Origin of the sequence: Bradyrhizobium septentrionale (genome assembly GCF_011516645.4) — a bacterium.
In the GTDB taxonomy this organism is placed as follows: domain Bacteria; phylum Pseudomonadota; class Alphaproteobacteria; order Rhizobiales; family Xanthobacteraceae; genus Bradyrhizobium; species Bradyrhizobium septentrionale.
The window spans coordinates 4,782,202-4,806,588 of the sequence record NZ_CP088285.1 but is presented as its reverse complement, the minus strand read 5'-3'; the positions used below and the strand labels follow the sequence as shown (position 1 = coordinate 4,806,588).

Here is a 24,387-nt window from a genome sequence, read left to right as displayed (position 1 = left end):
AGATTGGCGAGCTGACGAAAACCTGACGAAGATGCCGCTGGTTACGTCATCTAAAGATCACGTTTGGCCTTCACGTTGGAATGAAATTCCAGGTTTGTTTTCAGGCGGAAGGCCTTCGGGAATGCTCATCCGATCCACAACGGTCTACATTTTGAGGAGAGTTCTCCATGTCGGAGTTTTTGTCTATCTGGGAACGGTAAGCGCGCTCGGCGCATCCCTCTCACTGCCGTCGGCTCCTTACAGCTACACGGTTCTGGATCAGGACCTTTCCGCCGCGCTGCAGGAGTTCGGCAACAATCACAATATCAGGGTCAATGTCAGCGCCGAGGTAAAGGGCCGGATTCGTGGGCGAATGCCGGACCTGCCACCGCGAGAGTTCCTCGAGCGCTTGACCAATCTGTACAATCTTCAATGGTATTACGACGGTCTCGTGCTTTACATATCCGCGGCTCAAGAGGCGCAAAGCCGTCTCATTGTGTTGAATCCGATCAGCTTCGATGCGTTCAGGACCGCGCTCGATGTGCTCAACATCTCCGATGAGCGCTATATCGTGAAGCCGGCTCCAGGAGATGGCCTCGTCCTGGCTTCGGGCCCGCCGCGCTTCATCGCGCTCGTGGACCAAACGCTCAAGGGCCTTGTGGCGGAGGCGCAGGCGCGGCGGAATCCAACCGCTGCTGAAAAGCCGCCACTGGGGTCGGTTTTGATGTTGTTTCGTGGCTCCTCGAGCACGGTCATTCGCGACGGACGACCTGAAAGCCACTATTCCTCAGAAGCGCAGCATCAGGACGGCATCGTGCGCGAAGCTGCAGGCCAGAAGTGACTTAACAATACGAGAGAGCTCGAGCCGAGGATCCGAACTGCATTCGCTTAAATCCATCTGATCGTCAGCTTTTCGAAAGCTGCCTCACCCAGGATGAGCCTGTCTGGATGGCGGTGCCTCGCATCGACCGCGCCAGACGTGTGCATCCAGGAGGGCTTGAAGATCAACGCGAACCTCCGAAACAGCTGCTTCGGTCTCGCAGGGCAGGAGCCTTCGCATTGCTCGAGCTGCTCCATCATGCGGGAGTGACAGGATGGATTTCAACGAAATCGGACCATCGAACACGAGCCCGGACACCAATTCACCGCTACCGCCCACGGACGCTACCGGCTTTGAGCAGCAGCTCAACGGCGCTCAGGGTGGTGCTGCGCCACATCGTACCGCCTCGCCCGCGCTGCCGGGGGAGCCCTATTCGCCATATCTGGACGCAGGCCATCCCTATTCGCCGTACTTGGATGCTCGGCACCCTTTTTCGCCGTACCTGGATATAGCGCAACCCTATTCGCCAGGCTTGGGTTGGGAGGATGATTCGCATGCGCCGGCTGCGCTCGGTGCAGATCCAGCACCAGAACGGTCCCCGCATCACCTCTCGCAGCAGACGATCGCTCAGGCGATCGAGGCGCATCCTGATTTCGACCAAGATTTGCTATGGCAGGATATGGATAAAAATCCCTCGCACGCCGGACCATCTCAGGCTGGGCCTTCCGAAGTTGTACCGCCAGAACTTTCCGAGTTCCGTATGCGGGACGGACGTCTCGCCAAGGACTACTGGGTTTTCATGGGCCAAACAGCCACAAGCGCTCAGATCGACATGCTGGAGCGCAGCGGGGTACTGCCGACCCAAGACCACCCGACCAAAGTCTTTACCCTTTTCGGCGTACCTCACACGGCCGAATGGAGAGACGAGGGCTTCATTCGCCTCACGCCAGCACTGGACCCGAGCCTTTGGCCCGCAGATGTGGACGAAGACAGGCCGGCAGACGCGGGGCAAGATCCGCCCGCCGGCTAGTGCCCATAGCTTTAGCAGCGACAAGGGCCATGTGCGAAGGTTGATAGATTGTCTCCGCCAACAGCAGGAGCACGTGATGACGATCGCTCTTGGCTGGCGGATACTCCGCCGGCCAAGTTCCTTTCAAGGGGTCCACTCGATATGCGGAAACCTGATCGAAATTGTCTAGCTGTACGGCTGAAGAGGAGCGATCACCAACTGGCCTCCTCACTCTACTCGCCTCCCGGCCGTTTGCTGTATGGAGACGGCCGCGTCGATGACCCTGATCATCAAGCGCCGTCATCGCATGCACGGTCGCCCTGAACAGACTGGCGGCTTCCACTCAGGCTTTCGCCGCCCTTTTGTGCAGGTGTGCATAAACCGGTTCCATTGGTCCGCATCGATGAGGTCACGCCGACTTTCCCGCAAGGCGAGCGCGCCTCAAAGATCGCCGACCAATGCCCGCGCTTGGTCCTGCAAATTGCAACGATTGTGATCGCCTTTTCGAAGTCTGCCGCACCGAAGCAACTCAGCACAAGATCAGACTTCACTTTGGTACATCAGCCCCGTGGGCGGGTGTTCCCCCGTTATGATTTTCGAGCGGCGTGGATGATGCCGCTTGAGTCCGCTGTGCCGCCGGAAGCCGCAGCAGAGGACTTCCGCGAACCTCCAAGATGTATGAACGGACGCATGCTGTTCCGGTTGCCTACATACGGCCGAAAGCCGCCCACACCCCGTCCTCGCCGTCCCAGCTGCCTCGGCTCGCCGCCTTGGAGTACTCCGTGGCGCGCTGCTCGAAGAAATTGGCGTGCTCGACCCCATTGAGAATCTCGACGAGCCAAGGCAGCGGATGCGGCTTGAGCTGCGTGAACCCATCCTCCTCGGCCTTGAAGAAGCCGAAAACCGGGGCAATCCGGAGTTGGGTCAGTCGCCAGTCGGCGACATAACGGACGTAGGCGTGGATCTGCTCAGGACGCATGCCCTCGATCTTGCCCAGGCCAAAGGCGAGATCGACGAAGTTCTCCTCCAGCTTTACCATCGTTCTGGCGACATCGACGATGTCGTCACGGACCGAGCGCGTCACGGCGCCGGTCTCGCGGTGCCATTCGTGAAACAGCTTGATGACGCCCTCGCAGTGGAGACTCTCGTCGCGCACCGACCAGCTTACGATCTGTCCCATGCCGTTCATCTTGTTGTGGCGCGGAAAATTGAGCAGCATAGCGAAGCTCGCGAACAACGCCATGCCTTCGGTAAAGGCGCCGAACATAGCCAGGGTGCGCGCGACATCGGCCACGGTGTCAACGCCGAACTCGTGCATGTAGTCCGCCTTGGCGCGCATTTGCGCATAGCTGCGAAATGCCTCGAACTCGGTCTTGGGCATGCCGAGCGTCTTGAGCAGCAGCGCATAGGCGTCGATGTGGACCGTCTCCATGTTCGTGAAGGCCGCCATCATCATCTGGACGGTGAGCGGCTGGAAAATCGGGATGTATCGCTTGAGATAATTGTCACCGACCTCGATGTCCGACTGAGTAAAGAAGCGAAAGATCTGGGTGAGCAGCGCGCGCTCGCTGGCGGTGACGCGGTCCGACGCCCAGTCCTTGAGGTCGTTGCCGAGCGGCACCTCCTCGGCCATCCAATGCGTCTGCTGCTGACGCTTCCAGAACTCGTAGGCCCAAGCGTAGCGATCAACGTCATAGCTGCCCGTCGAGTCAAGGAGACCAACGCGCCCCTTGCCGATCAGCGTGCGCGGATCGACAGACGAGAGATCGATCATTGACATGCGAGGCACTCCTCATAATCGGCGCGCTGCGCAGGCGGCTGCCGCGGCGCGGCCTCGTCATCGTCGACGATCTTGCCGGCGAACGCCGCGCGCGAGATCGATTTTGAACGGCAGTAATAAAGGCTCTTCACCCCACGCTTCCACGCCGTCCAGTGCAGCATGTGGAGGTCCCACTTATCGACCTCGGCCGGCAGATAGAGGTTGATTGACTGGCTCTGGCAGATGAATGCGGCCCGGTCGCCTGCAAGCTCGACGATCCAGCGCTGGTCGACCTCGAAGGCGGTGCGAAACACCGCTTTCTCGTGTTCCGACAGAATGTCGAGATGGGCGACCGAACCCTCCTGCGCAATGATCGACTGCCAGGTCACCGGGGTGTCGGCGCCCTTGGCGATCAGTACCCTGGTCAGATGAGGATTACGTACCGAGATGGCACCAGACAACGTCTTGTGGGTGTAGATGTTGGCCGGGATCGGCTCGATGCATGCGCTGGTGCCGCCGCAGATGATGCTGATCGAAGCAGTCGGCGCGATCGCGATCTTCTGGCTGAAGCGCTCCATCACGCCACGTTCCAGGGCATCCGGGCACGGGCCACGCTCGCGAGCAAGGGCGACGGATGCCGCGTCGGCATCACCCCGGATCTTCCGAAACATCTTTAGATTGAATGATTTCGCCAAGCCACTCTCCATTGGAATGCCATTCGCCTGGAGGAACGAGTGGAAGCCCATCACGCCAAGTCCGACGGAGCGCTCGCGCAGGGCGGCGTAGCGGGCCCGCTTCATACCCTCCGGCGCCGTCGTGATGAAGTGGGTGAGCACGTTGTCAAGGAAGCGCATGACGTCCTCGATGAAGCCGGGTTCCTCATTCCATTGGTCCCAGGTCTCGAGGTTGAGCGATGACAGACAGCACACCGCGGTGCGCTCCTCGCCGCGATGGTCGATGCCGGTCGGGAGCGTAATCTCGCTGCACAGGTTGGAGGTCGAGACCTTGAGACCGAGCTCGCGCTGGTGCTTGGGAAGCGCGCGATTCACGGTGTCGATGAACAAGAGATAAGGCTCGCCTGTCTGCAACCGGTTCTCAAGAATGCGTTGCCATAGCTGTCGCGCGTCGATCTCGCGGACGACCTCGTTCGTCTTCGGGCTGCGCAGAGCGAACGCGGTGCCGGCGCCCACGGCACGCATGAACTCGTCGGTGAGGTTGATGCCGTGATGCAGGTTGAGGCTCTTGCGGTTGAAGTCGCCGGACGCCTTGCGGATCTCGAGAAACTCCTCGATCTCGGGATGCTGGATATCGAGATAGACCGCCGCCGAGCCGCGCCGCAACGAGCCCTGGCTGATCGCCAGCGTCAGGCCGTCCATGACGTGGATGAACGGGATGACGCCTGAGCTGACGCCGCCCTTCACCTTCTCTCCGATCGAGCGAACATTGCCCCAGTACGTGCCGATACCGCCCCCGTTGGAGGCAAGCCACACGTTTTCGTCCCAGGTGCCAACGATTCCTTCGAGCGAGTCCGACACCGAGTTAAGGAAGCACGAGATTGGCAGGCCGCGCGTGGTGCCGCCATTGGACAGCACCGGCGTGGCTGGCATGAACCACAGCCGAGACATCGCGTCATAGAGACGTTGGGCGTGCGCAACATCGTCCGCGAAGGCACAGGACACCCGCGCGAACATGTCCTGGATGCTTTCGCCGACGAGCAGATAGCGATCGGTCAGCGTTAGCTTGCCGAACGCGGTCAGCAGGCCGTCGCGCGATCGATCGAGCGTGAGATCGGACGGCTTTGGCAATGGCGCGAGAGGCCGCGGCAGCGGAGCCGATGACGGCGGCGGCACAACACACCGCTGAGGCGCGGCAGACTTTGGCCGCGCCGGCCACGGCCGCACACTCGGCCACTCAATTAGATGACCATGCTGATTGAAATCGTAAGACGGCGACATCGGCAACCCCGCGATGTTAGGGGGTGAAGCCACGCGCACGACTTGCGAGGAGACGGGTCAAACGTCCCAGGCTGCAAGCGACGCACGGGGCACCCCGCCCGAGGACGTTCTATTCTGTCGCGGCAGGTCTCCTGGCTCGCGGGTCGCTGCGGCTGTCGGCCTTCCCGGTGCTGTCGCGGCCAGTGACCATTATGACAACCGCTCGCCGCTTACAGTTGCGGGGGCAGCCCCGGAATAGCCGTTACCGGCGCACCGGGTTCCCTCTTAGCTTCCATCCTACTAGATGCAGAATGGAAGACCGTGGCAGATCTACATACAGACGCCGCGCGTCGAGATTCGTCAAGGCTTGTGCCAGGGGAGTCGAGACGCAGGACGCCACGTCCGCTCCGGGTCCGGGCCCGCAACGCTCTGTTCGAGCAAATGCCCCCCCCTGCTTCGGCCCATTCCGTGAAAAGAGTGGCAGCATTTTGATTTCGATGCTCCGTCGCGATGACGGGTGCCTATGCGAGCCCGCGTTGGATAGGAATCCGTTCGGCGAAGGTTCTGGGCGATGCTGGCGAGGGATAATCTCATGACGCGCAACGTTTGGCTTGCAATTCAAAGCGGTCGAGAATGCGATCGAGCTGCGCCAGCAAGGTGTTGCTCTTCTTGTGGAACTGGCGTGAGGTGCGTCCCTGCCATGATCGTGCGATCTCGGTGGCTTGCCGCGCGCGCCAGATCGAGCACGATAGCTCCACAAATGCTTGTGGTACCACTGAGCCTTCAACGCGCAACAGTCGCCGTCGCGCTTGCTGACGTGGCCAAGTGTTTTGGCGCCATGATTTACCAGAGCTCCGATCGCAGTAATGACCTTGCCGGCACAGCGGTTGTCCTCACTTGCGTGGTCATGGATGAAGCCGCCAAGGGGGCTCGATCTTAGTCAGCTTTTCGCAAGCTGCCCCTGCTAGCATGAAGCGGATAGGTCATCTCGCGGCGACGCCGCTATCCGGGTGTTACGACATGAACGCAGCCGATATTAATGCAACAGCGCCGCAGGTTGGCGCCCCCTCCGATACCGCCGAGAGCGGCGGCGATGACACGCGTGCAGCGCTACTGCGCCGAGCATTCGAAAAGGCTCTCGTTTCCGTCGCCACGCAAGTCATAAGCGATTCCCAGTCGGATATGGATGAGGCCATGAGCGAGCTTGATGATGGGTGAGCCGATGCTCGGCGCCACATAGAGATACAGCCCGCGTGGTGATCGAATCGAAGACGTGCCAAGTGAGACTTGGCACATGCCACCAGTTAGATGCGCATTCAATGATCTCAGATCCGAGCTGCGAGCGGGTCCGCGAATCCGAATGCACCTGGATCTTTTTGGCAGCGGGCTGCTGCGATTTCCTTTTAACGTCCCTAGCAGCAGACTTTGACGGGAATGGCGATGCTCATAGCCCACGGCGCCTCCGGCTTCCTGAGAAGCTGATGGATGTTCGGGGGCGCTGGGGTTCACGCCCGGCTTCGGAGGCTAAAGACAGGCAGAGCTCAACGCGAGACAGGGCTTGTGCTTTTGAGCCGAGGGTAGATCGCGCCGTCGAGGCAGCCCTCAATCCAATCTGCGATCTTGACGGGATTTTCACTGCGACGCTTGCGTCGGCATGCAGACAAACCTGAGAGCACCGTTCCTGTGCAACGCCTCCATCGCCGACAACGGGCGGGAACGCGCCGCAGCAATTCTGGCCGGGTAGCCGGGCCTGGAGGCCCTCCGCCCGTTTGTCGGGGCGAAGGCTGCGATTGCCGAGACAATCTGGCTGTTACCGTCGATCCTGAATCGATAGATCGCCAAGCTGCCATTCTCGCGGCCGTTTGGCGAAAATGAAAGGCGGGCGCTAGCGCCCGCTTCCACGAGTTTCCGACACGCCCCGGGATCGGGCCTCATGCCGGCTGTGCATCGTGACGGAAAATGCGCCGGAACATGCTCTCGCGCATCATCGTCTTGAAATCCGGCGGCGCATCCGGGTTCTCATTGTGGTTGATCACCGACTGCGTCACCTTGCGTCCGGAGTTGTCAACCCACCCCTGATTTGTCTCATGGATTGTCTGAGCTCCATCGGACGTCAGCTGATCAAGCGTCCGCCCAGCATTAGACTGCGTGACCTTCAGATTGTTCTTCCCATCCTTGTCGTCGCCGAGCCCCTCCACAACCATGGCATTGTCGCCGTTGGTGATGGTGAGCTTCGAGGAGATGGTTTTTCCCTTGCCATAATCGACCGTGTCCACCGTGATCTTCGTGCCGTCGTCGAGCTGGAAGGTCATACCTTTCTTGAAGTCGAAATCGTCCTTGCCGTCGCCATTAGCATCGACATGAGGATCGCCGTGGATCCTCGAGACATGGCCGGTCTGGTTGTTCCTAACGGTCCAGGTGCCGTCCTTCTCATCGGCTGTGATCGTATACTTATCACCAAGGTTGATCGTCGCCTTGCCGTCCTTGACCTCGTGCGACCACACTGGCGCTGGCTGAGATGACGGCGCCGGCGCGACGGCAAGCGGAACCATCGCAAGAGGCGGCGGTGGAGGAGGAACGAAGAACACGGGTGTTGCAGTGGCAGGCGTTGCGCTTGCAGACTGGTAGTTGCCCGGCGCGCGACCCTGTTCGCCGGCATCGATACTCGCCTGATTCACCACGCCGCCGGCGCCATCGACCCAGCCTTGGCCACTCTCATGGATCACCTGGGCACCATCGGGTGTCAGCTCATCAAGAGTCATGCCAGCATTGGACTGGGTCACCCTCAGATTGTTTTTGCCATCCTTGTCGTCGCCGAGCCCCTCCACAACCATCGCGTTGTGACCGTTCGTAATGGTCAACTTTGAGGAGATGGCCTCACCATTACCGTAGTCGACATTATTGACGGCAATCTTGGTCCCATCGTCGAGCTGGAAGGTCATATCTTTCTTGAAGTCGAAGTCATCCCTGCCATCCCCGTCCGCGTCAACATGGGGATCGCCATGGATCTTCGTGACATGGCCGGTCTGGTTGTTGCGAACGGTCCAGGTGCCATCCTTCTCATTGGCCGTGATCGTATATTTGTCGCCGAGGTTGATCGTGGCCTTACCATCCTTGACCTCATGCGTCCATACCGGATCGACGGAAGACTCCAAACCCGAACTTTGCTGGCTCAACAGCATGGAAGGAGGAGGTGGCGCCATCATGTACATGGGAGCAACCACGACTGGAGTGACGACCACCGGAGCGACAACGACGGCAGTACCTGCCGGCAGGTACTGGTAGGCACCCGTCGAGGCATACTGCCCCAACAGCGCGCCGAAAGCGGGGCTGGCAACCACCCCGTCAGACCCCACTCCATTCACCGTCGAATCGAGTGCGCCGACCACGGGGAGACCGGCCACGGGAAGATACGCCATTTAGTTCACTCCTGTTGCATCGAAGAAAGCGGTAAAATTGCGAGCGTTGTGCTCAATCAACTAGGAACCATTTTAGAACGCACCCCTGGCCCGATGGCGAGCGAATGGATGCTTCTCGCTGCCGGCGTCGGCAACCCTGATGAGATCCCTCCCTTCTCTCGTCGGCTTGGCACGAGCATGTCGCACGCATCCAAGTCCCAAGACTGTACCAGCAGTACCTGTCGAAAAGCTGACGACAACAAACCATCGACTGAACATCACAGCCCTCGTCAGCAGACACGGGCTGAGGATCGCGTGATTGCTCGCAGCTGCCTTCCACGACAGACCACCTTTAGGGAATATCCACGCTCGCCGATCACCGGTAACATGTAGTCTCGCACCCGACGATCGACTGTCCGATGTCAGCTACGCTGATAGGTCCTGTTCCTTGCGAGGCCTCAATAAGCGACGAGGCCTCACCGCGAAGCCGCCAGTCGCTCCGTCGGACCTGTTCAACCGGCATGATTCCCGACATTTTGGACCGGCATGATCCCCGACAGTTTGGGTTAAGCGGTCTGTTCGCCCGGTTCGCGCAGCCCCTCACGAGGCGGAGCGAACCGGGTGAACAGGCCGCGGCGGTCGATGAGACCGACGTCGAGGTCGCAGAAGCGGACGACGTGGTCACCGGTATCGAGTTCGGCGATGCCGACAAGTTCGTTCACCAGCGCCTGACCGATAAAGACGAACTTGCCTTTCCATTTAATCTCCCCATTGCCGCGAACACGGCGGGCCTGGTGATCGGCGTCATACCAGGGGTCTTGCTCGCGATCCGGCATGGTGCGTTGAGATGCTCGATAGGCGTCCTCCGGCGGCCGTTGGCCCAGCGCTTCGTGAGGACGTTCCTTATTGTAATGCTCTCGGAAGGCGTCAAAGCGGGCCTGTTGCTCGGACGCATTATCTGCCGGTGGGCTCGATGTTTGCGCCTTCAAGGTGCGATGCATGCGCTCATGGCGACCGTTCTCCTGCGGCGAGGCCGGACGGATGAAGTGCGGCGTAATGCCGAGCTTCAGCCACCAGACCGACAATGTGGTGAGACCGCCGGCGCCGCGCGAGCCGAACGGCGAACCATTGTCGCAGCGGATTGCCCGCGGCAGGCCATGCTCGCGGAAAGCCCTCTCGAAGCGGGGGCGGACGCCCTCGGTCGTCGGTGCGACGATCTGCAGTTCGATCAGGAAGCGACTGTGGCTGTCAGCCACCGTCAACGGATCAATCCGGCACTGGTCGCGGGTGCGGAACCAACCCTTGAAGTCCACGCTCCACTCGTCGTTCGGCTCCTGCACCGGCGTGCAGGGACGCCGCTGGTCGAGCGGACGGCGGCGGCGCTTCACCGGCGAGATCAGCCCCGCGCGCTTGAGAATGCTCCCAATCGTCGACGCCGCCGGCCAATCGATCTCCGGCGCCTGGCGGTCAAGCAGGGCGAGCAGCTTGCGCGGTCCCAGATAGGGAAAGCGCTGCCGAGCCGCGATCACCTTCTCTGCAATCGCCGCATCGGTCGTTTGTCGGCATTGCTGCGGCGCGTGCGAACGGTCCCTGAACCACTCCGGATCGCCGCTCTGCTTCCGCTGGCGCCATGCGTAAAACGTGTCGCGGCAGATACCGTGACGGCGGCACAACTCCGACACGCTCCAGTTCCCGCTCTCGTACTCCATAAGCATCCGGATACGCTCTTCCATCCGACTGGTCTCTCTGAACGGCATCGTCGGGCCCTCCCGCCGATGCTTCTAGCCCGTCCTATTCGTGAGAGTGCTTTTTTTAGTCCGATTGATGTGGCCGCACATCTGCTCTGACGAGGCGCGCGGGATTGCCTTCGGCTTTTCACCGCCTGACCGACCCGTACTTTGCAACGCGCTTGAGGTGTAGGTTGGGCGAACGGGGGGCGGACGCCCCGCCGGTCAAGGACCGAGAGGCAGCAGCGCGCCTGGCAAGCCGCGGATCAGGTCGGCTTCGGGACATGCCGCGGCAAACGCAAGGCGAATGCGGCTCGTGGTCTCGACCACACGGGCAGCGAGTTTCAAGAGACGAAGACGCAGCGTCGCGAACTCGGCTGTGGCCAATTCCCGGGCTTTGGGAATCGCGTCGCGCACGGTCAGCATCAGCCAATAAGCGGCGGTGTGGAGAACGAGGCGGACTTGATTGGCGAGCGCCGAACGGCAGCTGGTGCGATCGGAGGCGAGCTGTGTCTTATGCAGCTTGATCAGATTCTCGGCTTGGCCGCGCGCGCAATACAGGCTGTCGTAGATCCACTCGGCCGAGCCGACATCGAGGCTGGTGACGACGAAACGGATGTCGAGGCCGAGCATCGTCGCCTCAATACGGGCGACGGTACGCCGTTCGCGATCCCAGGACTTTGCCTTGTGGCGCGTCTCGGTATAGCCACGCAGAACCGGCAGGTTCTCGATGGCGCGTCGCGTGCGGATGTCGTCGGCGGCCTCGTCGAGTTTTCTGGCGAGCGGCTTGGTGCCGGACAGACCGAAGATGTAGTCGATGCCGTTGGTCTCGCACCACGCCATTGCCTCCGGCCGGGCATAGTGCCCGTCGCCACGGAACGTAATTCGCGTGTTGTGCCACCGCGTCCGGATATGCCGGATCAGGCGGCGCAGGTGGGCACGCACCTCGACGCCGCCCGGCGTCTTGCCGGGCCGCAGCACGACCGCCACGGGCCGGCTCTTCTCCGTGTCGTAGACGTGGATCGGCAGGAAGCAGCGTTCGTCATAATGAGCGTTGAACAGCGAGAGCTGCTGATGGCCGTGGACGACATCGCAGGTATCATCGATGTCGAGCGTGACGGATGCCGGCTCGCGCGGGTAGCTATCCATCCATGCGTCGACCAAAGTGTAGGTCAGTCGGATCACGTCGCGCAGGCGCGGAGCATTCTCCAGCCGCGACAGCGTCGGTTGGGAACACAGATCGCGACCCGTGTCCGGCAGCCGTCCGCAGGCCAGCTTGAATGCGGGATCGGACCGCAGATGATCGAGGTCGTCGGCGTCCTCGTAGCCGCAGCAGATCGCGAACATGCGCGCGCGGAACATATCGACAAGGCTGTGCACGACCCGCGTCGGATCGCGCCGATCCGGGAACACCCGGGCCAAATTGTCGGCCAAGCCGAGACGCCGCTCGGCCATCGCCAGAAGCATCACGCCCCCGTTCGAGGTCAGCCGACCGCCATCGAAGGCAGCTGTGACTTTCTTGGCGTGAACGGCTGGAAACGAGAAGGGCAGAATCGTATCATCGGTCATGGCGGGCCTGGCGTTCGCGGTTGAGGTGATGGGGTTGGCTTTGCAACCGAATCCTACGCCGCATCAGCGCTTTACACCACGCTCGCCAGCCTCTCAGGCGCACTCTGACGAATAAGACGGGCTAGGAGCCCGTCCAGATATGTTTTCGTGACGGGCATTTGTTGTAGAGTAGCAGGCTCAGGCTGCGTTTGCGAGGTTGAACAGCTTGAGGAGGTTATGGACGGTGCAGATCATTGTCCACTCGGCGCGCACTTTCTCGATGCCCCGCAACAGGAACTGGCGGAAGCCTCTTGCCTGTTTGATCTGCCCGAACACCGGCTCCACCACTTGCTTTCGCAATCGGTAGGGTGTTTCGAAGCCGCCATCGTCGATCTTCTTTCGCATGGCCTGTGTCAGCGGGCCGCCGACTTTTCCGTTCGCTACTGTCGGGTGCTTGGCGCGTCCGGGCGCGACATAGCCATCGATGCTGCGTGTGTCGAGCGCTTCGAGATTGGCTTCGCTGCAGTAGCCGGAATCCGCTGAGGCCTGCCGCGGCTTGCGGCCAAGATTGCTCTCGATGGCCTCGATCAGGGGCACCAACTGGCCCTGATCGCTGCCGTGCTGGGTCAGTTCTTGCGCGACAATGATCTGGGCATGTGCATCGACGGCCGCCTGGGCATTATAGGCCTGAACGAAGCCATCCTTCGACTTCATGATGCGGCTTTCCGGATCGGTGAAGTTGCGTTGCGCCTTGGGATTGGGTTCCTCCGATGGCAGCGCCGCCGGTTTGCCCGGCTTCTTGCGGCCTTCGGCCTGGCGCTGCTGTTCCTTTTCGGCCTCGATGCGGCGCTCTTCCTCCGCCGCCAGTTTGGCGTCCGCTTCCAGCGCCGCCATCGCTTGCTGGATCTTCGCCAGCCGTTTCTGCTTGTCGACGGTCCAGTCCGGCAGTTCGTCGCTGTTGCCGAAAGTCTCATCCTCCGAGGCATCCGCCGCCTCGGCGGCCGCCAGCATGCGAGCGACCTCGGCCTTCAATTCCGCCTCGCGCTTCTTCATGCGCTCATAACTCATCGCCTTGTGTTTCGACGCGTTCGCCTTGATCTTCGTACCATCCAGCGCGACATGACCGAGCTTGACCAGCCCGGCCGTCTCGCACAACTTCAGAACCTGCACGAATAGCGCGCCGAGCGCCTTCAAATGTCGCTTGCGAAAGTCGCTGATCGTCCGAAAATCCGGCGCATCCAGCGCCACGATCATCACAAAATCGTTCCGCTCCCGGCAGGCCTTGGCAATCCGACGCGACGAATACAGCCCACTCGCATAGCTATGCAGCAGCAGCGCCACCATCATCCGCGGATCAAACGGCGGCTGCCCAAGCCCGCTCACATAGCTGCCCATGATCTCCCTGAGATCGAGGCTCTCCCGCACCAGATCAACCATAAACCGCGAGACATGGCCTTTCGGCACGAAGTCCTGCACATTCGGCGGCAGAAGCAGCGTCTGATCGATGTTCCAAGGCCGAAAATACTTGCTCATCGCCCAATGTTGAATCAGACCCGACCAGATTTGAACAGCGACTATCCAGACAAGCTCCTAGAAACCTGTCGGCAATCATGCCGGTCTAAACTGTCGGGTATCTATCCGGTCTGTACCACCAGAAAAGCCCCCCCCCCCCCGCCGCTCCCCGTCGCGCGCTATCGATGCAATCTCTAAGTGCCGGCGATCACACCATCAGTCTCCGCAGCAACGCTCACCGACAAACGCAACAACCCGGCCGTAGGCCTAGCGACCGGGCCTGATCGCCGGACCACGCACACCCGTCAGAGCTTCGCTGCAAGCTTCACCAGACCAACGAATTGCGCCTGACGCGCAGGCACGTTCGCCGCGCCGATATCGGCTCGGCGTCAGGCTGATCATACGCGCGGCCAGGGAGGCAAATGAAGCTTGCAAGCTGTCAGCAGGTGATGAGCTTCTGCAAAGGGCCACCCCAATGTTCTGGAACGGGAGACTCGTCAGCTTCTCGAAAGGTAGCGCTCCTAGCATGAGGCCGCTGAACTGTAGGCGAGGAGTCGTCTATTGAGCGTAACAAGACGAGCATAGGAGAAGCCGATGATTGGAGAAATGATCGGAAGCGCTGCCGGCGGATGGTTGGGCGGACCTGCCGGAGCTGCGATTGGTTCCGCCGTGGGCGGGGCCATTGATCACACCTTTGAAAAGGTGATCCACAAGTTGGAGTCCGAAGATAGTCACTCCGACAAAACTGCCGACAACAAGAACGCTGAAACGAACGTACAGCCCAAGACCGATGGTCTCGGCAAGAACGCAGAGCTGAGCCTGAGCAGTCTGGGGGGCGAGCACGTCTTTCTTTCTATTCCTGCCATCGTATCATCGGCCCGCCCGACGTAGCAGGCCACAACTAACGACACACGACAAAGAAAGGTAAATAGACATGGCGGTTAATAGTGTTGGCGGTAACGGTGCCGCTCCTGCTACCCAGGATGCCGGTTTCCAGAACCAGATGGCTGAGTTCGAGCGTGTTAGCCAAAAAGTTCAGGCCCAGGCCGTGGCAATGCGCAGAATTACGACCGAGCTCTCTTCCGAGAAGAAGGTCGCCGACGAACGCGTCCAGTAAATCTGCAAGACGGTTGGCTCACCGAGTCGCTACCGTGTCCGCGCAGTGAATGACGAACTCTGCAAGAGCCGTACGGCGAACTGCCGTACGGCTTGTCTCGTTATTCAGGAGATGATCCGTGAGCGAATCGATTTCTCTCGAGTTTGAGGTCTTATCGGGGCTCTATGCCGGGCTTAGGGGCAAAGCCGCTATTGGGGCCAGCCTCATCGGCAGCGGCCTCGATGCCGATCTGATCTTCTTTGAACAAGGGCTCGAACCGCGCCACCTTCGCATCACCCCGCATACCAATTCGATCGAGATCGAGGCCCTTGCAGCCAATATCAGACTGGACGGCCGCGAGAATATGCCCCCAGGCGAGCGCGTTAGTGTTCCTCTTCCTGCCGTCGTTCATGTCGGCGCCATGTCCATTCGCTGGTCGACGCAAGATTTGCAGCAAGGTGGCTCAAGCAACCGCTCTTTTATCTGGATCGTGGTGCTCAGCCTCGTCTTGCTCAGCTCCATGGCGATCGGCGCCGTCTCGCCCATATTCGCCCCTGACGATAGCGCAGTGACGCCGAGCACAGACGCATCGTCTGTGGCCGACATTGCCGCCAAACCAGCCATCAATCGTCTGGATGCGAAGGCCGCTGATGCAACTGCCGAATTGCTGCGGCAGGAGGTTGAACGAGGGGGCCTTCTTAATATCAAGGTCGGTTCGGGGCACGGCGTTGTGACCGCAGAAGGAACCGTAACGCCAGCCCTTGGCGCAAAATGGCAGGAAATCCAGCAATGGTTTGATCATCAAACCAACGGAACTCCTGCCCTTGTGAACGCGGTCACCGTCAAGGACGAAAAGGCGCCGCCCTCAATCTCGGTCCAAGCGGTTTGGCGCGGAAGCGAACGTTATCTTCTTATCGGCGGCCAGAAGTATTTCGTGGGAGCGCTGCTGAGCAATGGATGGACCGTCGATCGAATCGAGGATGGACGAGTGCTGCTCAGTCGGAACGGCCGCTTCGCTGCACTTCCCTATTAACGTTTCCGCCCTGCAGGAAGAAAGGAGAAGCCGATGGCCAGACTGCCCCAGCACCCTGTAGGGTCCGGCCCCTCGTCGCAGGGGTATGACGCGGGGGAGCATGCACCGGTCAACGGCCCGATCACCCCGAAAGCCGACCACATCGAAGTCGCGGGCGCTCATGCAGATGGCGCCACGAAACAGGCGTCGTGGCGAGACGCATCCGCTCAGGATCTGACAATTGATCCTGCGAGCGAAGCCGCGCTCGAGGTCGGCCCGATCGATGCAATCTCGCGCGTCACTCTCTTCGAGAGGGCTGCTGGCGCAAATGAAATCGACCCCCGCGCAGTACTTGCCTCACTTTATGGCCACAATCTGTCACATGGCCTGCTCTCCTTCGTCATTCCACGCCTGCGTCATCCGGACGTGCTGCGCGCAGACAGGCATGGTGCTCTTCTGGAGCGCTTAACGCAAACGCTGGAATCAACGCCAGACGACAAGACGGCCGGCGAATGCTTGGCGATCCTGCAGCAAGAACTGCGGCGGTTCCTTCTGCTCCGGCAAAATCAGAACAGCTTGATCAAGGGCTAGCCATGATCGAATCGGATCGAGTGCAGGAGGTCCGCACCTCGGCCCCGGACGTTTCCAAGTCCGGCGATATCCTGCTGATCTCCGGGCCGGAGCGTGACCTGCTCTGCGCCCTCTCCTATGTCCACCTCGCGTGCGGGCAGAGCGCACAAAGTCTGGCCCTGCTACGAATCGCAGCCCGCGAACATTCCCAGGATGTCGATCTGCTCCGAATTCTGGCCTACACCCTCATCTCGGAGGGCCTTGGCGACGAAGCACTTGAGGTGCTCGATCGGCTGGACGCCGTTGATGCTCACCCGTCTTCACGCGTGCCTTTGACGCTCCTGCGCAGTCACGCGCTGCGAGAGGCAGGCCGCATGACCGAGGCCCGCGATGTCTTCCGACGCTATGTGTCATTGCGCGGCAGCACCGCTCTCATCAAACAGAAATAGGGACCTTCATGGCCAACGTCTTGCGTAAATTCATCCTGCGCGCGCCGGCCCATCCGGATTTTATGGTCGCGTTGATGCTGCTTCTGGCGATCGGCATGATGATCATGCCGATCCCGATCATCGTGATTGACATGCTGATCGGCTTCAATCTTGGCTTTGCCATATTGCTGCTGATGGTTGCCCTCTATCTCAGCACAGCGCTTGATTTTTCCTCGTTGCCGGGCGTCATCCTTATCTCGACGGTATTTCGTCTCTCGCTGACCATCGCAACCACGCGGCTTATTCTTGCGGAGGGTGACGCAGGCAGCATTATCCACACCTTTGGCGACTTCGTAATATCAGGGAATATCGCTGTCGGAGTCGTCATATTCCTGATCGTGACCATGGTGCAGTTCATGGTTCTTGCGAAAGGCGCCGAGCGCGTCGCAGAGGTTTCTGCGCGCTTCACGCTCGACGCGCTGCCGGGCAAACAGATGGCGATAGACGCGGAGCTGCGCAATAACCATATCGATCAACACGAAGCGCGTCGCCGGCGCGCGGCACTGGAGCAAGAGAGCCAACTTCATGGCGCCATGGATGGTGCCATGAAGTTTGTCAAGGGCGACGCGATCGCTGGCCTGATCGTCATCTGCATCAACATGCTGGGTGGGATCAGTATCGGCCTGCTGTCCAAGGGTATGTCGCTCGATGAGGCGCTGCACCAATATACGCTGCTGACAATAGGGGATGCGCTCATCTCGCAGATCCCGGCGCTGCTGCTGTCGATCACGGCCGCAACCATCGTCACGCGTGTCAACGGGCCTTCCAAGCTCAGACTTGGCGCCGATATTGTCAACCAACTCACGGCAAGCACACAAGCCCTTCGCTTAGCCGCTTGCGTCTTGCTCTTGATGGGACTCGTTCCCGGCTTCCCTTTGCCGCCGTTCGTCATTCTAGCTGGGCTCTTCGCTGCAGCGAGCTATGTCAGGGTTGGGGCGAAAAGCGACAAGACGGCAGGTAAGACAAGTGCAGATGCCGCCGCTTCCGCTCGGGCTCTAGCACAGACCCAGAAACAAGCTGTTCATGCGGAGGCACTTCCGATCGCGCTATTCCTCGCGCCGGACCTGACGTATTCAATCGACAAGAACGAGCTGGAACAGTGCATCGCGCGCGTTTCGACGCTGGTATCGGCGGATCTTGGCATAACGGTCCCGCGTATCCCGGCTCAGGTCGATCAGCATCTGTCCAAGTCGCAGTTCAGGGTAGATGTCGACAGCGTGCCGGTGGAACGAGATGTAATCGATCCGACGCAACTCGCGCTCAACGACGATGTGGCGAACATCGAATTGAGCGGCATCCCCTTTCGACAAGAGCCGGAGACGAATCGGGTCTGGATCGAAGAAGGTCATGCGGCCGCCCTCAAAGCCGCGGGAATCGGATATCACCGTCCGAGCGAAATTCTTGCCTTGCGTCTCCACTTCACATTGACACGCTATGCACAGCGCTTGGTAGGCATTCAAGAAACCCGCCAATTGCTTGGCCGGATGGAGCAGGAATACGCTGATCTGGTGAAGGAAGTGCTGCGTACGACCACCGTTCCTCGGATCGCCGAGGTCCTGCGCCGCCTACTCGATGAGGGCATTCCAATTCGCAACACCCGCCTACTGCTGGAAGCCCTGGCAGAATGGAGTGAACGCGAGCAAAATGCGGTCCTGCTCACCGAATATGTTCGTGCCACCTTGAAACGGCAGATCTGTTTTCGCTATGCCAATGCCCATCGGGTTGTGGCCGCCTTTATCATCGAGCGCGAGACCGAGGATATTGTCCGCGGCGCGGTGCGCGAAACCGCTGTCGGTCCATACCTCGTTTTGGACGATTGGCAGAGCGAGAAGCTGCTTGCACAATTCCGTCAGATCCATTCGACCATCGCTCGAAGTCAGAGCCAACCCATTATTCTCGGTTCGATGGATATCCGACGTTTTGTACGAGGCTTTCTCACCCGCAACGGAATCGATTTGCCCGTTCTGTCCTATCAAGATCTCGCTTCGGATTTCACCGTCCAGCCGATTGGGTCCGTCAAGCTTCCGGCTGCCAAGGATAAGGCCGCTTCCTCGGAGCGTGGCGGGCTCCTTACCGCGGCGACTTAACAGAACGCAGCCACTTATCCCGAGATGGCCCATGACTCCATATGCGATCAGCGTCGGGCGGCGCTTGTGCTCCTTTGGTCCGGGCTCGTGCCCAGCTCTTCTCGCCATATTGCTGCTCTCAGCTTGTGCCGGCTCGGAGCGGTCGGCGCTCTCCCCGCAGCAGACATCCACATCAGATCCAGCAGGCGCCGTGGAGATTGATCCTGCCATGCGTGAGCGCATTGTTCGCGCCATCGATCGGGATGCTGACGAGCAGACTTTACGCGACACGGTGAGGCAACAACCGGACAACGTCGATGCGGCGATTCCTCTTGCGCGGGCCCTGTTGGGACGCAGATCCCCAGATGATGCGCTTGAGGTGCTCGACGCGCTCTTACTGGTCGTACCTGGCGACCTGCGCGCGCTGAATGCCAAGGGTGTTGTGCTCGACCACGAGGGCCGCCATCGCGAGGCACAAGCGCTATACCGCCAAGCTCTTGAAACAGCTCCCGCAAATGCGATGTTGCGTAACAACCTCAAACTCTCGCTCGCACTTGAAAGCAAGACGGAGAGCGGGAACACAGACCACGGCCGCTAACGGACGGCCGGCAGGCCGTTGGCCCGCTCGAGATGATTTGGCGAACAGCAGCGAAGCGCCGATGCCTGCCGGTCAGCTTGCCGACAGCAAATGCTGCCTATGAGTCGCGCGGAGACTGAAGAGACAGGCTCCGCCAAGCAACGTCGCCGAGAGGAATGCAACTCGCCATGTATAATCGCATCAGTGACTCCTCCATCGCCTACCCCGCAAGCGTTTCCGAGGCAGATGAACTGGGACACCGCACTGAGGATAGCCGAAGCTTCGCAGACATGTTTTCCGAAATGCGGCTAGGCTCGTCTAGAGCGTGATGAGTTTAGTTTTGGTCATATCCGGCGTTTGCGAAGTAGTTGGCGCATTCGGCCGGTGAGACGGTGCCGAGGATCGGAGCGATAGCATCGTAGACGGCCTCGGTGGTTCGCTGTGCGGCTTTGCGCAACCAGTGTTTGAACTTGGCGAAGAACTGCTCGATCGGATTGAGATCAGGCGAGTATTTCGGCAGGTAGAAGAGCCGGGCGCCGGCGGCACGGATGGCGCGACGCACGGCGTGGGCCTTGTGCGAGCCGAGATTGTCCATGATGACGATGTCGCCGTGCCGCAGGGTCGGGACCAGAACCTTCTCGATATAGACAAGGAAGGCTTCGCCGTTGATCGGCCCCTCGAGGAACCACGGAGCGGTAATGCGATCGTGACGCAAGGCGGCCATGAAGGTCATGGTCCGCCAGCGGCCGTGCGGTACCTTGGCTTTGATACGTTGACCGCGCGGCGCCCAGCCCGCAGCGGCGCGCCATATTGGTCTTGGTCCAGGTCTCATCGATGAACACCAGCCGAGTGGGATCGATCCGATCCCGATACTTGGTCCACTGCGCCCGCCGACGGGTGACATCGGGACGATCCTGCTCGGCGGCAATCATCGTCTTTTTTTGTAACTGAGCTTCTCGGCGTGGACGAACTCCCACATCGTGCGGTAATCGACCTTCAGGCCACGCTCAGCGAGTTCGGCCACCAGCCCGCGCACGGTAAAATCGTTTCGGCACCGTTGCATCAGCCATTCGCGGTGCGGCCCCGCAATCTTCTTTGGCCGATAGCCCCCGATCTGGTCTGGCTTGACGCTACCGGTCTCGTGGAAGCGCTGTACCCAGTTGATCGCCGTGCTGATGCCCACCCCAAATTGAGCCGCTGCCTGATGCCGCGACAGGCCACCTTTGATGACAGCTCTCACTACCCGCTCACGAAGGTCGTCCGAATAGGCTCCGTCCCATCCATGCTGGCCTCCTTCCCAGCCAGCATGTTGAATCAGAAGCCTTCCGATTTGGGAATCCCAAATCGATTCAAGCTAGACCCATCCCGCTCTAGTCAGCACGCTGGCTCATCTTCGACGGGAACCCGGCCGTACTTTCTCGGTTCCGAGCCCCCGGTGGTTGAGATCTTAAAGTCCACCTTCGAGAACGAGCTAGAGGAGTTTTATGGCGACGATATCGGGCATATTGCTACGCATACCGAGCCCGGAGGCCTCATGAGCGAGCTCTTCAAAGGCGACAACCGTGGCGGGAGAAGTTCCCCGGACGAGGTGAAATCACGTCAAGGATAGATTTCCGAGTTACCCATCCACTTGTCGATAACGCAGGCGATATTCTGCTGGAACATCAGCTTCGGCTCGATGGCGACGAACCGCTCGTCCTGTCTCACTCGATCAACCCGGAAGCGAAAGCTCGCGCAAGAGCATTGGGCTTCGTTGAGGTAAGCGATTCGATGATGGTGCTTGACCCTACCAAGCGCGAGGACAGGTGGAAGAAGAACGAAGATGGACAATGGCAGCGAGAGGGCAAACCACCCTTGTATCTTGCCGCAACTGAAGACAGAGTCGGTAGTGTTGCTGGGCGGCCCCAGAACGCAGCGACTCCCGCGCAGGATCCGTACGATGATGGATACAACTTCATGTAGATCGCGCCGCTCACGATGAGACAACTCAGGTGGTCAGCAAGATGGATTCTCGCACTGGTCCGACTCGACTCTGATACAATTCGAGGTACAATTTGATCACTGACACCAAGCATCCCGCGCGGGAATGGACCCGGTGGCGGCAGGGAGTTCAAACCACACTAGGAACGCGCATGCCATTTGACGCCGCGGCCTGACGCTTCACTGAAGGCACCTCCACACTGCTCAAGTTGCGAAGATCCGCAGCCTGACGTTGCACCCCGCCAGAACAAGAAACGACACGTTCCATTATTGGCTCAGAGAAGTGATTGCCGACGAGGCGGTTCACTCAATGAACGCCGTTAACGTTATTCGCGCTCATTATAGCGACCGCATTGGCGAAGTCGCCGCAATTCTCGATAGTCGTCGGTTAAGAAGCCGATTTGAGTGGTGTGCGGTGGCTGGTGACTGAGAAGAAGGCAGCCAGGAAGAGGTACCAAAGAGCCCTTAGCCAGGCGAGGATGCGGCGGAAGTTGTAACCGACGGCGGAGAGGATGACGTTGGCGGCATCGCCGGCGCGGCCTTTGAGGTAGCAGCGGCCGAGGTGTCCGTCAGCCTTCAAATGGCCGATCACGGGCTCGATAGCGGAGCGGCGCCGCAGCTGGCGCTTGATAGTGCCGAAGACGCCGCGCTTCTGGCCGGAGATGAAGACGCGGCGCGGGTTCTGTGCGTCATGGCCGCGGTATCCCTTGTCGACAAAGGCGCACTCGATCGCGCAGCCGGTGAGTGTCTCGGTTCGGTCGATGACGTCCCGCAGGGTGTGACCGTCGTAAGGGTTATCGGGCAGCGCCTTGGCGTGCAGCACGAACTGGCCGCCGGGAGCAGGCCGGTTGTTGGTGACGATGGAAGCCTTCACGCCGAACTCGTAAGGCGCGCTGGCCTTGCCCTTGCCGATGCACTCCACCTCGGGGGCATGGAAGGAATACAGCTTCCAGCCGCGCTGGCGCTGCTGCTGCGAGCGAATCTGCGTGGCCCGGCTCAACGGGAGTGCGAACGCCTCTTCGAGCGCATCCTGGCCTTCGATCTTGCGGCGGATGTCGCGGATGATCCGGCCCAGGCGGCTGCGCAGGATGCGCAACTGCCGCTGGTGCCGCTTGAACTGTTTGGCATGGGCGTAGCGTCCCGCCATCATCGCGGTGGCCTTGGCGATCCGAGAATAGGATTGCCGCAGCCGCACTCCGTGCTTCCTCGCTAGGCGGTTGAGCCCCTGGATCGCCGCATGCAGCAGCTTGGCATCGGTCGGAAAGGTGATGGCCTTCGGCTGCACCGTGGTGTCGACCGTGACCCGCTCAAGGTCCTTGCCGCGTAACGCGCCGACGTCGTGCGCCACCCGCAGGCTCTCGGCCAATGGCAGTTCCAGTCTGTCGCCGAGCCGCTTGCGCCAATGGCTCAGGTCCGAGCGCTCGTGCGGGAATGCGTGCTGGAAGAACTCTTCGCCAGTGAAGTACTGGAAATACGGGTCGTGGACCCAGCGTTCGCATACCCCCTCATCGGACAGCCCGTAAATGTGCTTGAGCAACAACAGCCCGATCACGAAGCGGGTCTCAATCCCCGGCCGGCCGTTCTCGCTGTAGAGCGGCGCGATCTCGCCGTCGATCCAGTCCCAATCGATCTTGCCGGTGAGCCGGACCAGCTCGTGCTTCAGATTGATGATCTGGTCGAGCCGCGCCCGGAAAACATCGTTCGCTCCCGTCGTTTTGTGCTTCTTCGGCCGCATCGTGCCCTCCGATGCGGACAGGGAATCATGCTTCGCCCGTCGAGGGAATCTCGAAAACGAAATTGCAAGCTTCCGATGCACAAAACACCAAAACCTTGCAATCTCAGAACGTCATTCCAGCCAAATTACGATTCCAGATCAGTCGCCTGGAAGCTTCTTAACGGGCGACTCGATAACCTCATCAGGCGCGTTACCGACAAGCTGAATTATTCTGGAACCTTCGTCCTGGATCATTTCGGCGGAGTGTACAATAGAGAGATGTTTGCCAGCTCCCGTCTCGCTGTGATGAGAAACGTTGCCAAGCCAATCGCGGTGTAGAGGGAGGTGGATGGAGCCATCGGCCACGATACATGGCCCCGCGCAGCAATCGAGCAGCCGTGCACGACGGCCTGAGCCGGACAGCTTATTGGACGGCGCAGCCTCTCAGGCTCTTTGCACAGATGCGCATCCAAATCAATCTCACAGCGAGCCTGAAAAGCTAAACCGTCGCTCTCATTGCCCTGCGATCCGCCGTGCGCCGCAAGTCGCCATCCTTGCTCAGTTGCTACCGAGTTCACGTCCATTTCACCTGCAATGTCGTGTTCGTGACGTTCTCGCGGTTGAGCGCGCTGCCAAGAAGGTAAACTCCGCGTTTTGTTTTGCGGTCACTTGACCACGCAGTGCGCCCATCGAGAGCCGTCGAGCAATCGGTCCAGCTTTGCTCGGCTGCTTGCGAACGGTGTGCGGCTCCCGCTTTGTCGGCTTCCTTGGCCGCAACGGAACTTGGCCCCGATGTAACGAAAGGCGATCGCCATTGAGTATGGAGCTCCGTGGCGACCGAGGTGCGAGGCACCGCTCCTGGTGCCCTCCACTCGATGGCGCGCACCGCCGGAGCGGCTCTGCACACCATACAATCCAAAGTCAGCTTGATGCTGAGCTCCATGAAGGCTCTCACTGACAAATATTCATCTGGGTCGAGCTGCGCACATCGTGCCGGCGACGCCAGCTCTGCTAACGAACGGCAACTGGGCCGAGAAGCCCACAGGGGAATGGGCCGAGCCCCAAGCAGCGGCTTGCGGACCAGAACGGCTGAGGTGGCTCGGCCGATGCTCCCCTGTCCAGGCCCGCGAAGAAAGGCTGGCACCGACCGGATAACATCCGCCGAAACAGTCATCGCTGAAGCTGCGGCAGGCGGCGG

18 protein-coding genes, 1 pseudogene and 1 riboswitch are annotated in these 24,387 nt (G+C 60.3%); of the genes and pseudogenes, 10 read left to right on the top strand and 9 right to left on the bottom strand.

Annotation, left to right across the window (positions count from 1 at the left end):
• The first annotated feature begins 121 nt into the window (after positions 1 to 121).
• Both HAP48_RS24675 and HAP48_RS24670 read left to right on the top strand, forming a co-directional pair.
• Entirely contained in the window at positions 122 to 820 is a 699-nt protein-coding gene (locus HAP48_RS24675) for a nodulation protein NolW (RefSeq protein ID WP_166216061.1), read from the top strand.
• A gap of 253 nt (positions 821 to 1,073) precedes the next feature.
• Entirely contained in the window at positions 1,074 to 1,829 is a 756-nt protein-coding gene (locus tag HAP48_RS24670; protein ID WP_156928879.1) for a hypothetical protein, read from the top strand.
• Positions 1,830 to 2,514: 685 nt separating this feature from the next.
• On the opposite strand, the gene HAP48_RS24665 is transcribed toward HAP48_RS24670, so the two are convergent.
• Together HAP48_RS24665 and HAP48_RS24660 are read right to left on the bottom strand one after the other, a co-directional pair.
• A complete protein-coding gene (locus HAP48_RS24665; RefSeq protein ID WP_198031293.1) occupies positions 2,515 to 3,588 on the bottom strand; it encodes a ribonucleotide-diphosphate reductase subunit beta in 1,074 nt (357 codons plus the stop codon).
• A complete protein-coding gene (locus HAP48_RS24660; protein ID WP_224496569.1) occupies positions 3,579 to 5,372 on the bottom strand; it encodes a ribonucleoside-diphosphate reductase subunit alpha in 1,794 nt (597 codons plus the stop codon). Before HAP48_RS24660 ends, HAP48_RS24665 begins: the two co-directional genes overlap by 10 nt.
• Before the next feature lie 254 nt (positions 5,373 to 5,626).
• A riboswitch (cobalamin riboswitch) is annotated at positions 5,627 to 5,840 on the bottom strand.
• A 681-nt stretch (positions 5,841 to 6,521) separates the two neighbouring features.
• Between HAP48_RS24660 and HAP48_RS24655 the strand changes: the two genes are divergently transcribed.
• Positions 6,522 to 6,719: a hypothetical protein gene (locus HAP48_RS24655; protein WP_166071913.1), complete on the top strand. Its 198-nt coding sequence runs from the start codon at positions 6,522 to 6,524 to the stop codon at positions 6,717 to 6,719.
• Positions 6,720 to 7,432: 713 nt separating this feature from the next.
• Here HAP48_RS24655 and HAP48_RS24650 read toward each other — a convergent pair.
• The 4 genes from HAP48_RS24650 to HAP48_RS24635 all read right to left on the bottom strand — a co-directional run bounded on the left by HAP48_RS24650 (position 7,433) and on the right by HAP48_RS24635 (position 13,707).
• Positions 7,433 to 8,920 carry a DUF1521 domain-containing protein gene (locus tag HAP48_RS24650; RefSeq protein WP_166209430.1) on the bottom strand — a complete coding sequence of 496 codons (1,488 nt, stop codon included), beginning with the start codon at positions 8,918 to 8,920 and terminating at the stop codon, positions 7,433 to 7,435.
• A gap of 545 nt (positions 8,921 to 9,465) precedes the next feature.
• Entirely contained in the window at positions 9,466 to 10,632 is a 1,167-nt protein-coding gene (locus tag HAP48_RS24645) for an integrase core domain-containing protein (RefSeq protein WP_224496526.1), read from the bottom strand.
• 219 nt (positions 10,633 to 10,851) lie between these two features.
• Positions 10,852 to 12,195 (bottom strand): IS1380-like element ISBdi2 family transposase, encoded by a 1,344-nt coding sequence (locus HAP48_RS24640; RefSeq protein WP_166204320.1) that lies wholly within the window; start codon positions 12,193 to 12,195, stop codon positions 10,852 to 10,854.
• 177 nt (positions 12,196 to 12,372) lie between these two features.
• On the bottom strand, positions 12,373 to 13,707 hold the full coding sequence (locus HAP48_RS24635; protein ID WP_166202952.1) for an IS1182 family transposase: 1,335 nt from the start codon (positions 13,705 to 13,707) through the stop codon (positions 12,373 to 12,375).
• Positions 13,708 to 14,280: 573 nt separating this feature from the next.
• On the opposite strand from HAP48_RS24635, the gene HAP48_RS24630 reads away from it, so the two are divergent.
• The 7 genes from HAP48_RS24630 (at position 14,281) to HAP48_RS24600 (ending at position 19,516) form a co-directional block, all read left to right on the top strand.
• A complete protein-coding gene (locus HAP48_RS24630; protein WP_029084945.1) occupies positions 14,281 to 14,577 on the top strand; it encodes a hypothetical protein in 297 nt (98 codons plus the stop codon).
• Between the two features lie 43 nt (positions 14,578 to 14,620).
• Positions 14,621 to 14,803 (top strand): hypothetical protein, encoded by a 183-nt coding sequence (locus HAP48_RS24625; protein ID WP_029084946.1) that lies wholly within the window; start codon positions 14,621 to 14,623, stop codon positions 14,801 to 14,803.
• A 118-nt stretch (positions 14,804 to 14,921) separates the two neighbouring features.
• Entirely contained in the window at positions 14,922 to 15,815 is an 894-nt protein-coding gene (locus tag HAP48_RS24620; RefSeq protein WP_029084947.1) for a SctD/MshK family protein, read from the top strand.
• 33 nt (positions 15,816 to 15,848) lie between these two features.
• Positions 15,849 to 16,385, top strand: a complete 537-nt coding sequence (locus HAP48_RS24615; protein ID WP_029084948.1) for a hypothetical protein — start codon at positions 15,849 to 15,851, stop codon at positions 16,383 to 16,385.
• 2 nt (positions 16,386 to 16,387) lie between these two features.
• On the top strand, positions 16,388 to 16,813 hold the full coding sequence (sctY, locus tag HAP48_RS24610; RefSeq protein ID WP_029084949.1) for a type III secretion apparatus assembly chaperone SctY: 426 nt from the start codon (positions 16,388 to 16,390) through the stop codon (positions 16,811 to 16,813).
• 8 nt (positions 16,814 to 16,821) lie between these two features.
• Positions 16,822 to 18,939, top strand: coding sequence for a type III secretion system export apparatus subunit SctV (gene sctV, locus HAP48_RS24605; protein WP_029084950.1), 2,118 nt, complete (start codon positions 16,822 to 16,824; stop codon positions 18,937 to 18,939).
• Between the two features lie 208 nt (positions 18,940 to 19,147).
• Complete coding sequence (locus tag HAP48_RS24600; RefSeq protein WP_175619473.1) at positions 19,148 to 19,516, top strand: tetratricopeptide repeat protein; 369 nt, start codon at positions 19,148 to 19,150, stop codon at positions 19,514 to 19,516.
• A gap of 313 nt (positions 19,517 to 19,829) precedes the next feature.
• Here HAP48_RS24600 and HAP48_RS24595 read toward each other — a convergent pair.
• From HAP48_RS24595 to HAP48_RS24585, 3 genes and pseudogenes are all read right to left on the bottom strand, one after another.
• Positions 19,830 to 20,810 (bottom strand): annotated as a pseudogene (locus HAP48_RS24595) (IS630 family transposase).
• Between the two features lie 1,053 nt (positions 20,811 to 21,863).
• Positions 21,864 to 23,210 (bottom strand): IS5 family transposase, encoded by a 1,347-nt coding sequence (locus HAP48_RS24590; protein ID WP_166209433.1) that lies wholly within the window; start codon positions 23,208 to 23,210, stop codon positions 21,864 to 21,866.
• A gap of 553 nt (positions 23,211 to 23,763) precedes the next feature.
• Positions 23,764 to 24,132, bottom strand: coding sequence for a hypothetical protein (locus tag HAP48_RS24585; RefSeq protein WP_156928934.1), 369 nt, complete (start codon positions 24,130 to 24,132; stop codon positions 23,764 to 23,766).
• Positions 24,133 to 24,387: the final 255 nt, after the last annotated feature.

Coding starts and splice junctions, on each gene's coding strand:
- HAP48_RS24675 (WP_166216061.1), top strand. CDS start 122: ATGCTCATCCGATCCACAACGGTCTACATTTTGAGGAGAGTTCTCCAT.
- HAP48_RS24670 (WP_156928879.1), top strand. CDS start 1,074: ATGGATTTCAACGAAATCGGACCATCGAACACGAGCCCGGACACCAAT.
- HAP48_RS24665 (WP_198031293.1), bottom strand. CDS start 3,588: ATGTCAATGATCGATCTCTCGTCTGTCGATCCGCGCACGCTGATCGGC.
- HAP48_RS24655 (WP_166071913.1), top strand. CDS start 6,522: ATGAACGCAGCCGATATTAATGCAACAGCGCCGCAGGTTGGCGCCCCC.
- HAP48_RS24650 (WP_166209430.1), bottom strand. CDS start 8,920: ATGGCGTATCTTCCCGTGGCCGGTCTCCCCGTGGTCGGCGCACTCGAT.
- HAP48_RS24645 (WP_224496526.1), bottom strand. CDS start 10,632: ATGGAAGAGCGTATCCGGATGCTTATGGAGTACGAGAGCGGGAACTGG.
- HAP48_RS24640 (WP_166204320.1), bottom strand. CDS start 12,195: ATGACCGATGATACGATTCTGCCCTTCTCGTTTCCAGCCGTTCACGCC.
- HAP48_RS24635 (WP_166202952.1), bottom strand. CDS start 13,707: ATGAGCAAGTATTTTCGGCCTTGGAACATCGATCAGACGCTGCTTCTG.
- HAP48_RS24630 (WP_029084945.1), top strand. CDS start 14,281: ATGATTGGAGAAATGATCGGAAGCGCTGCCGGCGGATGGTTGGGCGGA.
- HAP48_RS24625 (WP_029084946.1), top strand. CDS start 14,621: ATGGCGGTTAATAGTGTTGGCGGTAACGGTGCCGCTCCTGCTACCCAG.
- HAP48_RS24615 (WP_029084948.1), top strand. CDS start 15,849: ATGGCCAGACTGCCCCAGCACCCTGTAGGGTCCGGCCCCTCGTCGCAG.
- sctY (WP_029084949.1), top strand. CDS start 16,388: ATGATCGAATCGGATCGAGTGCAGGAGGTCCGCACCTCGGCCCCGGAC.
- sctV (WP_029084950.1), top strand. CDS start 16,822: ATGGCCAACGTCTTGCGTAAATTCATCCTGCGCGCGCCGGCCCATCCG.
- HAP48_RS24600 (WP_175619473.1), top strand. CDS start 19,148: ATGCGTGAGCGCATTGTTCGCGCCATCGATCGGGATGCTGACGAGCAG.
- HAP48_RS24590 (WP_166209433.1), bottom strand. CDS start 23,210: ATGCGGCCGAAGAAGCACAAAACGACGGGAGCGAACGATGTTTTCCGG.
- HAP48_RS24585 (WP_156928934.1), bottom strand. CDS start 24,132: ATGGAGCTCAGCATCAAGCTGACTTTGGATTGTATGGTGTGCAGAGCC.